Genomic DNA, 11727 nt, shown 5'->3' with positions numbered 1-11727 from the left:
TCATTATGAAGTCCTCCTTGGTTAACTAAGTTAGGGGTCATCTCGGTGCACGATTTGACACCCCGTATCATACCAGGAGGGCTCTTTTTTTTTCAAGTCCCCGAAAATCCTTCTAACAGGAATGCTCCTTTAGAAATAATCACATCACTTGCAGCAAGATATTTTGTAAAATCGTCGGTAAAGCCAAACGCTTTTACATTATGGTGCGTTTCTACTTTCTCAAGTTTTTTCAATGCTCGCTCATTATGTGCAGCCATACATAAAATTTGCAGTCGTTCCTGAAATTGCTCCAACACTTCAATCACTTTGTTATAGTTCGTTAAACCGAGCCCTCCACCTGAAATTAAGATCGTTTTTTGCTGAGGGTCTAAATCTAACTCTTCACGAATTTTTGATTTTGGCTGCCAAAATGATTCGTTTTGACGTATCGGAATACCCGTTTGATGGAACTTCTCGATAGGCATATTATACAGGTTGGCATAATACTCTAAATTAAGAGCACCCGTAAAATTGGCATCGACATTTTCTCGAATAAAAATAGGATGCAAAGCTAAATCTGTAATCACATTATAAAGTGGAATGTGAATCTCATTTCTTTCTTTCAATTTCGATAAAAACGCTGTAGCGAAATAATATGTCGTAACGATAAAAGGACAATTGTGACGTTGTATTAATGATAAATAATGTTTTTGAAATAATGTTCCTAAATGATCGAACAGCTTATAAAATTGGTATTCTTGTGTGAAATAATAAACTTTTCCCCATAATTTAGGAGTCACTGTTAAAGCCGATATATAACTACCGAGTACACTTCTAAAAAAAAATGGATGAAGCGTGTAAAAGATATTCACTATATCAGCTTCATACCCTCGTTGATACAGCTCATCTTTGATCGCTCTAGCCGCTTGATCATGTCCTTTACCAATGGCCCCTGAAAAAATCAAAGGTTTTCCTTTTTCCATACAAAAACTCCTCACCGCAGAAATACAAATTCAATCGTGTTTAATGTTTCCAAGATTAAATAAAATGATGATAAAAATAGAAAAAAAGATATTACTGTCGAAAAATTATTAACTTTTCGACAATTGCAATAAAGTTCTTGCTTGAAAGGGCTTTCAGTCATTATCCTTTAATATATTATTAAGTTTTTTAAATTTTCCATAGACAAATTCATAGTTTTATAGAGAGGTTTGAAATGATGATAAATACGATACATAGTGAGCACGATATTTTTTTATTCCATCAAGGAAATTTATACCACAGCTACAATATTATGGGCGCACACATAGCAGTTGAGAATAATGAACTTGGTGTACGATTCACGGTTTGGGCCCGTCATGCAAAAAGTGTTAGCGTTGTAGGTTCGTTTAACGAATGGAATGGTATGAAACATCCCATGAAAAAAATCAATGAAAATGGGCTATGGACAACCTTTATTCCAGGGCTAACAGAGGGAGACATTTATAAATACGAAATAAAAGCGAATGATGGGAATTTACTTTTAAAATCAGACCCTTACGCATTTTTCTCAGAATGTCGACCAAATACTGCCTCTAAAGTAGCAAAGCTCGATAATTATACGTGGGGAGATCAAAAGTGGCAGCAAAAAAAACAAAATGTTTATGAAGAACCGATGAACATTTATGAAGTTCATTTAGGGTCGTGGAAGTTAAAAGAAGATGGGGAGTTTCGTTCATATCGAGAACTCGCTGACGAACTCATCGATTATGTTGATCAGATGGGCTACACCCATATTGAACTATTACCGTTAAATGAGCACCCTTTCGATCGTTCTTGGGGCTATCAACCGACAGGATTTTTCTCTATCACTAGTAGATTTGGATCTCCTGATGAGTTTAAATACTTCGTTGACCGCTGTCATCAAAAAGGAATTGGGGTCATCCTTGATTGGGTACCTGGACATTTTTGTAAAGATGATCACGGCTTACGACTTTTTGATGGGACACCGCTCTATGAATATAGCGACCCTATTAAAGCGGAGAAACGAGAGTGGGGGACGTTAACGTTTGATTTTGGTAAACCGGAAGTCATCAGTTTCCTCATCTCAAACGCCATTTTTTGGATGGATGTTTATCATATTGACGGATTAAGAGTTGACGCTGTATCCAATATGCTTTATTACAACCATGGAAAAGGTGACGACGAAGAAATCGCCCGTAACTCGTATGGTGGTTATGAAAATTTAGAAGCGATCGCTTTTATTCGAAAGCTTAACGAAGCCGTTTTTCAATATTTTCCAAACGCTTTAATGATGGCAGAAGAAGCAACATCTTGGCCGAATGTGAGTCGACCGACGTACATAGGCGGGTTAGGCTTTAACTTCAAATGGAATATGGGCTGGATGAACGACATGTTGAAATATATGGAGATGGACCCAATTCACCGGAAGTACCATCACCAATTAATTACGTTTTCTTTCTTTTACGCTTTTAGTGAAAACTTTATTTTGCCGTTATCACATGACGAAGTCGTTCACGGAAAAAAATCGTTGTTAAATAAAATGCCTGGTGATTATTGGCAAAAGTTTGCAAACTTACGGGCATTTTATGGATATATGGCAAGTCACCCTGGAAAAAAACTATTGTTTATGGGCGGCGAACTTGGCCAATTTTCTGAATGGAAAGATCTCGAGGATATTGACTGGGAATTACTAGATTATGAAATGCACGAAAAAATGCATAATTATACAAAAGCGCTAAATCAGTTTTATTTAAAAGAACCATCGTTATGGCAACAAGATCATACTCCAGATGGATTTGAATGGATTGATGCGAACAATTTTAATCAAAGTATTATTACTTTTATTCGAAAAGGTAAGGTGAGCGATGATCAGCTAATTATCTTGTGTAATTTTACACCAGTCGTATACGAATACTATAAAATCGGGGTGCCTGAACTAGGAGATTACGAGGAAATTTTTAATAGTGATGCGAGTCATTTTGGAGGTTCTGGTCAAGTAAACGATGGCCTATTAAAAGCAGAAGATGAAAACTGGCATAGTCAGCCTTATTGTTTATCCATTAAAGTACCACCACTCGCTTTTGTTGTTTTTCGGTTAAAAAATAAACGATATAAATTAACTACAGATGAGGGAGGCAAAGAACATGAAAAGCAAAAAAGAATGCGTAGCGATGTTACTTGCAGGAGGGGAAGGAAAACGACTCGGGTTACTAACTCAAAACTTAGCTAAACCAGCTGTTCATTTTGGCGGGAAATATAGAATTATCGACTTTCCATTAAGTAATTGTACGAATTCAAATATAGACACTGTCGGCGTACTTACTCAATATCAACCCCTCATTTTAAATTCATATATCGGTATCGGATCTCCGTGGAGTTTAGATCGAAGAAGTGGTGGTGTTGCATTATTACCACCATTTACTGCCCAAAACGGTGGCGATTGGTATAAAGGAACGGCGGATGCGATTTTTCAAAATATCAATTTTATTGATCAATATGATCCAAAATATGTTCTTATTTTATCAGGAGATCATATTTACAAAATGGATTATTCGAAAATGATTCAATATCATGAGGAAAGAGAAGCGGACGTCACCATTTCAGTGATTGAAGTCCCGATCGAACAAGCAAGCCGTTTCGGTATTTTAAATACGACCGATGATTTACGAGTACATACATTTGATGAAAAGCCAGAAAAACCACAAAGTAACTTAGCTTCAATGGGCATTTATGTTTTTGACTGGCAACTGTTAAAAAATTCATTAATTAATGATGCAAGCGATTCCTTTTCTAGTCACGATTTCGGCAAAGACGTACTTCCTAAACTTTTAAATGACGGAAAACGATTATATGCGTATCCATATCAAGGGTATTGGCGTGACGTTGGAACGATCGAAAGCTTATGGGAAGCGAATATGGATTTACTAGAAGATACACCAGAGTTTAATTTAAATGATTACAACTGGAGAGTGTATTCGCAAAACCCTAATCAACCCCCACAGTATATTGGGCCTGAGGCAACGTTAAGTAGGTCCCTAATTAATGAGGGGTGCATAGTTGACGGTAATATCGATCACGCTGTTTTATTTTACGGAGTTCAAGTAGGCGAAGGCAGTGTGATTAAAGATTCTGTCGTCATGCCCAACGTAAAAATCGGTAAAAACGTGATTATTGAAAAAGCAATTATCGGTGAAAACAGTATTATCGAAGATGGATCTATTATACAACCAAATAAGTATGACAAATCTGATATTACTTTAATCGGTGATAATAGCCATATTTCAGAAAAAATTAAAGTTACTGCAGCAATATAATTGGAGGAATGTTTCGATGAATATGATGGGTGTCATCAATTTAGATAACGAGAAAGATTTTTTAAATGAATTAACGTACTTCCGCTGTGGCGCCGCTGTTCCTTTTGCTGGTCGATACCGACTTATTGATTTCGTCTTATCAAGTATGACGAATGCGCACTTAAATGAAATCGCTGTATTTACGAGAAGTAAATACCGGTCATTAAACGACCATCTTGGTAAAGGGAAATGTTGGGACTTAGATATTAAACATGGCGGTCTATTTATTTTACCACCTGACTGGAATGACCCGACAGATATTTCAAAAGGGGATTTGCAACACTTTCATAATAATTTAGATTTTTTCCATCGCAGTAAAGCGGAGTACGTGATCATTTCTGGAAGCCAACATGTTTGTAATGTCGATTATGAAGATGCCTATCAACAACATCTTCAATCCGGAGCAGATGTTACTGTTATTTATAAAAAAGTAGATCGCCTCGAGACAGAGCATAAACAGTGCCAAAAGTTAGACGTGCAGGCGGACGGTCGTGTTTTGGAAATCACCAACGAAGAATATAATAACAACATTTACATGAACATGTATATTATTAATAAATCGTTTTTACTACAGTTATTGGAAGAAGGTATTGCTTACGGTGCTTCTCATTTCTTTAACGACTGCATTGCATCCAAAGTGAAATCATTGAATATTCAAGCTTACGAATATACAGGGGTGCACTCTGTCATTAATTCTGTCGAGAGTTACTATAAAGGCAATTTGCAATTACTAGATCGAAAGTTTTACCAAGATTTATTTGATAAAGAACTGACTGTATTTACAAAAGTTAAAGATGAACCACCAGCAAAATATTTACACGGATCTAAAGTGACGAATTCGATTGTCGGTAACGGTTGTGTGATCGAGGGTACCGTCGAAAACAGCATCCTATTCCGTGGTGTAAAAGTTGAAAAAGGCGCAGTTATTAAAAACTCGATCATCATGCAACGTGGTGTCATAAAAGAAGGTAGTGTTATGGAGCATGTCATTCTCGACAAAGACGTGTCTGTAACAAACGGAAAACGGTTAATTGGTAATGAACAAATTCCGTTTGTCATACCGAAGCGGAAAGTGATTTAGGGGGCTTGTTGGATAGTTGGATAGTTGGATAGTTGGTTTGTTGATTTGGTGATTAGCGGTTAGGCTGCAGTAGAAAGTTGGAAAGTTGGAAGGTTGGAAGGCGGAAGCGGGAGATGATTACTCTTCTATGAGTTTTGCGCGAGAAGAGTAATTGAAACTGCGGAATGATTACTCTTCTACGAATTTTGCGCGAGAAGAGTAATTGAAAGAGCGGAATGATTACTCTTCTACGATATTTGCGTGAGAAGAGTAATTGAAACTGCGGACTGATTACTCTTCTCCGAATTTTGTGCGAGAAGAGTAATCAAAACCGCGTAATGTTTCTGTATAAATAAAATTGGGAGTTGGTACAATTATGAAAGTCTTATTTGTTGCTAGTGAGTGTACACCGTTTATTAAGACAGGTGGTCTTGCTGATGTTGTTGGTGCATTACCAAAAGAATTACAAAATGAGGATTACGACGTACGAGTCGTAATCCCTAAATATGAAGGCATCCGAGAAGATTTAAAACAACAAATGACTCATATTTATTCAGGTAGTGCTCCTGTTGGATGGCGAAACCAATTCGTCGGTGTTGAGAAGTTAGTAAAAGACGGGATTACCTTTTACTTTATTGATAATGAGTATTATTTCAAGCGCGAAGGTCTTTACGGCTATTATGATGATGCTGAGCGTTTTGCTTATTTCAATCGTGCAGTACTTGAAATGCTGCCGAATATAGATTTCCAACCAGATATTATTCATTGTAATGATTGGCAAGCATCACTTATTCCGTTATTTTTAAAAACGCACTATCATGATAGCTCTTTTTATGAAGAAACAAAAACAGTTTTTACCATTCACAATTTAAAGTATCAAGGTATTTTTCCGAAAGAAGTTTTATACGAACTTCTCGGATTAGGCGACGAGCACTTTACGGTCGATAGTATCGAATTCCATGGTAACGTTAACTATTTAAAAAGTGGGATTAGCCATGCAAACGTGTTAACTACGGTTAGTGAAACGTACGCTAAAGAAATTCAAAATCCTTATTACGGCGAACAGCTTGATGGTTTGCTACGAGCTCGTTCTGAAGAATTATATGGGATCGTTAATGGTATCGACTACGAAGAATATGATCCGATGAAAGATGAAAATTTATCTTTTCCTTACCGCAGTTCTCGTATCAAAAAGCAAAAAAACAAAACAGAATTACAAGAACAACTCGGTTTACAAGTGGATGAAGAGATTCCAATGATCGCGATTGTTACTAGATTAGTTGAACAAAAAGGGATAGATTTAATCACGCATATATTTGATGATTTATTACAACGAAATGTCCAAATCGTATTATTAGGAACAGGCGACTATCATTACGAACAATTTTTCCGTGAAGCGGCAAATCACTATCCTGAAAAGGTTTCGACGCATATTACGTTCAATGAAGGATTTTCTCGTAGGTTATATGCGGCAAGTGACTTATTTTTAATGCCTTCTCGCTTTGAACCTTGTGGGCTCGGACAGCTAATTTCCTTACGATATTTTAGTGTACCGATTGTTCGCGAAACAGGTGGTCTGGTCGATACGGTTCAACCTTTTGATGAGGATACATTAGAGGGAAATGGCTTTAGTTTCACGAATTACAATGCCCATGATTTACTTTTTACCATCAATCGCGCCTTAACGATTTATAACGATAAAGCTTTATGGACTAGTCTCTTTAATAATATTAAAAAATCGAACTATAGCTGGAATAAATCAGCTAAAGAATATTTGAATCTATATGATCAAGTGGTGAACTCATCAAAAATTACAGTCAAAAGCTAGTAAACTATAGTTTGTTGGTTAGTGGGTTTGTTGGTTTGGTGATAGTTGGAAAGAAAACATCGAATTTATATATGTTAAAGGGGATCTTTCAGCGGATGATTTCGTGAACGAGCGTCTGAGCTTCGTCAGAAAGTCACGGCGAAGTGAAGGAAATCATCAGCCTTTTTCAACCTATCTGGTAACGAATAATCGCCATGTGCGTTTTGTATAAAGTTTTATGTCGGTCGATTTTCTTTCACAGCCTCTTAGATCGAAAGAGGTCTTATTGAAAGGAAATCGACCGATATTTACACGCTAGAGGCGAATTTATGCTTCATAAAATAGATGATGATCATGTATCGCTATCACGAAATCTGTATAAAATAAATAACCTGTTTGAATTTCTTGAGCGAATTTCTAATTTGACAGATGTATAGGCTAAAGAATCGTCGTCCCGTATCTACTTTAGTAAATACGGGCGGTGTGCTGTAATGATAATTTAGTATGTTAATGAACTGAAGTTTGGAGGGAACGTATGTTTACTAATAAGGAAAGTTTTAAAAAAGCTTTTGTTGAAACACTCGAGAAAAAATTTAGTAACCGACTTGAAGATACATCCCCGATTAACTGTTACAAAACATTAGGCAGCATGATATGTACACACGTAAGTAACAATTGGATTAAAACGAGAAAAAAATATCAACAAGATGAAGAAAAGCAAGTTTATTATTTTTCCATGGAATTTCTAATGGGACGGTTATTAGAAACAAATTTACTCAATATCGGTACTTTGGAAATCGTTCAAGAAGGGCTTCAAGAACTAGGTCTTGATTATGAACAAATCGTCGATCAGGAACATGATGCTGGACTAGGTAATGGTGGTTTAGGCCGTTTAGCAGCTTGTTTTTTAGATTCGCTAGCTTCACAACAGTTTCCAGGTCATGGCTGCGGTATTCGCTACAAATACGGGTTATTTGAGCAAAAGATCATTGAGGGTAATCAAGTGGAATTACCTGACTACTGGTTAAAAGAAGATTATGTATGGGAAGTACGACGATCCAATGAAGCGGTGCAAGTTCGTTTTGGAGGGCATGTTGACATCCATGAAAATGATGGGAAGTTAACATTCCACCATAAAAACTATGAACCAGTACTAGCGATCCCTTACGATGTGCCAATTGTCGGCTTCAATAACCAAACTGTCAACTCTCTTCGTCTTTGGAGTGCTGAACCTGTCGTCAACGACTCGAATATTCAGTTCGCTAACTTAAATAACTACTACAAGTTTTTAGATTATAAGCGATCGATTGAATCGATTTCTGAGTTTTTATACCCTGATGATTCCCACATTGAAGGAAAGAAGCTACGCTTAAAGCAGCAATATTTTCTCGTTTCTGCAGGTATTCAAAGTATAATAAAAAGATATAAGGAAAAATATTCAACAAGCTTAAACAGGTTACATGAAAAAATTTCACTTCATATTAACGATACACATCCAGCTTTAATCGTTCCTGAACTAATGCGAATTTTAATGGATGATGAAGGTTTTAGCTGGGAAGAAGCTTGGGAAGTAACAACGAAAACGGCAGCATACACAAATCATACGACTTTAAGTGAAGCATTAGAAAAATGGCCAATTGAAATGATACAAGAGTTGATGCCTAGAATTTTTATGATTATAGATGAAATTAATGAACGCTTTTGTCGTGAACTATGGGAAAAGTATCCAGGAGAGTTTTCCCGCATCGAAGAGTTAGCGGTTATCGCTCACGGCCAAGTGCGCATGGCTCACTTAGCCATTGTCGGTAGCTTCAGCGTGAATGGTGTCGCTCAACTGCATACGGATATATTAAAAAGTCGTGAAATGAAACACTTTTATGACGTTTTCCCTGAAAAATTTAATAATAAAACAAATGGAATTACGCATCGACGCTGGCTTTTAAAGGCGAACCCGAATTTAGCGGATCGTATTACAGATGCGATCGGGAATCGTTGGATTGATGAACCGAGTATTCTCACTCGCTTAACTGAATTTGCATCAGACCGTGAATTTCAACAGCAATTAAAACATATTAAATACGAAAATAAAAGAAATCTTGCTAACGTGATTTACAAAAAAACAGGTGTTAAAATCGACGAACATTCTATTTTTGACGTTCAAGTCAAACGGTTGCATGCGTACAAACGACAGTTGTTAAACGTTTTTCATATTATGCACTTATATAATCGTCTACGAGAAAATCCTCATTTAGACATCGTTCCTAGAACGTTTATTTTTGGTGCAAAAGCAGCGCCGAGCTATTATTTTGCGAAAAAAATTATTAAGTTGATTAATACAGTGGCCAATGTCGTTAATAATGATCCTACAATCAATAATAAAATAAAGGTCATATTCCTTGAAAATTACAATGTATCTTTAGCAGAAAAAATAATCCCGGCAGCTGATGTTAGTGAGCAAATTTCTACGGCCAGTAAAGAAGCGTCAGGGACTGGTAATATGAAATTTATGATGAACGGCGCATTGACACTCGGAACGTTAGATGGAGCGAATGTCGAAATCCATGAACACGTTGGCGATGATAATATTTTCATTTTCGGTTTAAGCTCTGAAGAAGTGTTAAACTTGTATAGCTACGGAGGCTATTCAGCAAGGCAAATGTACAATTGCAACGAACGAATAAAAACCGTTCTTGACCAGCTTCTTGAAGGATTTTTCGGACATACCGACGTTGAATTTAAAGACATCTACTATCAAATTTTACAAAACAATGATGAATACTTTGTACTGAAAGATTTCGATAGTTATACAAAAGCGCAAGAGCATGTCGACTTAGCTTATCGGAACGAAAATAGCTGGTATGAAAAAGCAATCATTAATATCGCTCATTCCGGTAATTTTTCTAGCGATCGAACGATTCGCGAGTATGCAGAGGATATTTGGGGAATTCACCCGGTGAAGATTGATTAATCAATAAAATAAGACTCATTGCTGTGATGAACGACTATTGTTCGGCGGTATAAAAAGCAGACGCATGGATTTTCACATAGAAAATCTCCTGCGTCTTTTTGTGTAGGCACAATGGTATAATAAAGAAAATTGATTGTAAAGGATGAACTAGTTTGGCTGAAACTATACAAACGCCACCGTACTATTTATATAAATACTCCTACCATGAGGATGAACTTGCTTTATGCCAGTTAGAAATGCGCTCTCTATTTGGTTTTGATACGACATCGAGCTTTTTAGAAAGTCCACTACAAATAGCTCCTAGTCGTAGTCCATTTATTAAAGAAAGAATTGATGTCATTTATGAGGGGACAAGCATTGAAGACATTTCTCGCAAAGTTGCTAGGTTTCAAGTAGAAAAGTCAACTTTCAAAGTTGTTTTAATTCAAAATGACAATTATGAAGAAACTGAAAAAGTTGAGTTTACAGAAAGGCGAGCTATTGAGCGTAAAATTGGATTAAATATTAAAGGGACGGTCGATTTACATAACCCTGACCTCCTATTTGCGATCGTAAAACTAAAAACAAAATGGGTTTTCGGTCGTTTTACGAAGAGCGAAGCGGTGTGGTTACACCACCAACAAAAACCGAAAAATTATTCTACAGCCCTTAGTACAAGGGTAGCTAGAGCCGTCGTCAATATTGCCGTTCCAAACACAACAAATATGAAAGTAATTGACCCTTGTTGTGGAATTGGTACAGTTTTAATCGAGGCTTTATCGATGGGAATTGATATTGTAGGGAGTGACCTCAATCCACTTGTTCTTCCTGGAACACGAGAAAATATCGCTCATTTTGGTTTTAATACCGAAGTAACCTTAAAAGACATTCGAAATGTCCAAGGTGAATACGATGTGGCAATTATCGATATGCCCTACAACTTATGTTCCGTACTTGATGAAAAAGAACAACTTGAGATGCTTCTTGCTGCGAGAAAATTCACGGAAAAGCTCATCGTCGTTACGGTAGAAACACTTGATCCAATCATTGAAAAAGCAAATTTTAAGATCGTCGATCGTTGCGTCGCCAAAAAATCCTCTTTTACTCGGCAAGTGCTTGTATGTGTGTAAAGTTGGATAGTTGGTTTGTGGTTTGTTGGTTAGGGTTAAAAGAGGTGCTGCGAAGTATTCTAAAGTTGCTGCAGGAGCTTGCGACGTATTTTAGGGGATTGTTCGAGAAGCTTTCCCATGAACGGTGAACGCTGAACATACTAATGAGAACAACTTCACTGTAGAATTCCATCGATTTTTCGGGTATCATTAAGATATCAAATTGCTAGCACTAGGATATCACATAATATCATAAAGCTATTTAAGGGGAGGGCTGTTACGTGAGTGAAGAAAAAAGAGTGCAACTGAACGTGAGGGTAAGTAAAGAAACAGCAAATCAGTTAGATGAAATTGTTGAGTACTATCAACAAAACACAAAGCTTGGCAGAGTTTATAAAGGTGATGTTTTATCGGATATCATCGAAAAAGCCCATCAAATTATGCAAAAACAAAAAGAACGCGACCGCTAA

Annotated in this window: 8 protein-coding genes; 7 read left to right on the top strand and 1 reads right to left on the bottom strand. The window is 36.8% G+C overall.

The genetic code is table 11. From position 1 onward, the window contains the following. Nucleotides 1–92: 92 nt before the first annotated feature. Nucleotides 93–962: an MGDG synthase family glycosyltransferase gene (locus tag BKP35_RS05450; protein ID WP_071312397.1), complete on the bottom strand. Its 870-nt coding sequence runs from the start codon at nt 960–962 to the stop codon at nt 93–95. Nucleotides 963–1198: 236 nt separating this feature from the next. Between BKP35_RS05450 and glgB the strand changes: the two genes are divergently transcribed. The 7 genes from glgB (at nt 1199) to BKP35_RS05415 (ending at nt 11727) form a co-directional block, all read left to right on the top strand. After that, nucleotides 1199–3211, top strand: a complete 2013-nt coding sequence (gene glgB / locus BKP35_RS05445; protein WP_084031480.1) for a 1,4-alpha-glucan branching protein GlgB — start codon at nt 1199–1201, stop codon at nt 3209–3211. Further along, nucleotides 3126–4295 carry a glucose-1-phosphate adenylyltransferase gene (locus tag BKP35_RS05440; protein ID WP_071312395.1) on the top strand — a complete coding sequence of 390 codons (1170 nt, stop codon included), beginning with the start codon at nt 3126–3128 and terminating at the stop codon, nt 4293–4295. The genes glgB and BKP35_RS05440 overlap by 86 nt, the downstream gene beginning before the upstream one ends. Before the next feature lie 16 nt (nt 4296–4311). Next, complete coding sequence (glgD, locus tag BKP35_RS05435; RefSeq protein WP_071312394.1) at nt 4312–5415, top strand: glucose-1-phosphate adenylyltransferase subunit GlgD; 1104 nt, start codon at nt 4312–4314, stop codon at nt 5413–5415. A gap of 355 nt (nt 5416–5770) precedes the next feature. Further along, entirely contained in the window at nt 5771–7222 is a 1452-nt protein-coding gene (gene glgA, locus BKP35_RS05430; protein WP_071312393.1) for a glycogen synthase GlgA, read from the top strand. A gap of 514 nt (nt 7223–7736) precedes the next feature. Continuing rightward, nucleotides 7737–10169: a glycogen/starch/alpha-glucan phosphorylase gene (locus BKP35_RS05425; protein WP_071312392.1), complete on the top strand. Its 2433-nt coding sequence runs from the start codon at nt 7737–7739 to the stop codon at nt 10167–10169. Nucleotides 10170–10321: 152 nt separating this feature from the next. Beyond that, nucleotides 10322–11278: a TRM11 family SAM-dependent methyltransferase gene (locus BKP35_RS05420; RefSeq protein WP_071312391.1), complete on the top strand. Its 957-nt coding sequence runs from the start codon at nt 10322–10324 to the stop codon at nt 11276–11278. A gap of 260 nt (nt 11279–11538) precedes the next feature. After that, nucleotides 11539–11727 carry a hypothetical protein gene (locus BKP35_RS05415; RefSeq protein WP_071312390.1) on the top strand — a complete coding sequence of 63 codons (189 nt, stop codon included), beginning with the start codon at nt 11539–11541 and terminating at the stop codon, nt 11725–11727.

Source organism: Anaerobacillus arseniciselenatis (assembly GCF_001865995.1).
Taxonomy (GTDB): Bacteria; Bacillota; Bacilli; order Bacillales; family Anaerobacillaceae; genus Anaerobacillus; species Anaerobacillus arseniciselenatis.
Note: the sequence above shows the minus strand (reverse complement) of the source record. Positions and strands in the feature narration are given on the sequence as shown.

Bases quoted from the DNA above. Each gene is read 5' to 3' on its own strand.
- glgA (WP_071312393.1), top strand. From the start codon at position 5,771: ATGAAAGTCTTATTTGTTGCTAGTGAGTGTACACCGTTTATTAAGACA.
- BKP35_RS05440 (WP_071312395.1), top strand. From the start codon at position 3,126: ATGAAAAGCAAAAAAGAATGCGTAGCGATGTTACTTGCAGGAGGGGAA.
- BKP35_RS05450 (WP_071312397.1), bottom strand. From the start codon at position 962: ATGGAAAAAGGAAAACCTTTGATTTTTTCAGGGGCCATTGGTAAAGGA.
- glgD (WP_071312394.1), top strand. From the start codon at position 4,312: ATGAATATGATGGGTGTCATCAATTTAGATAACGAGAAAGATTTTTTA.
- BKP35_RS05425 (WP_071312392.1), top strand. From the start codon at position 7,737: ATGTTTACTAATAAGGAAAGTTTTAAAAAAGCTTTTGTTGAAACACTC.
- glgB (WP_084031480.1), top strand. From the start codon at position 1,199: ATGATAAATACGATACATAGTGAGCACGATATTTTTTTATTCCATCAA.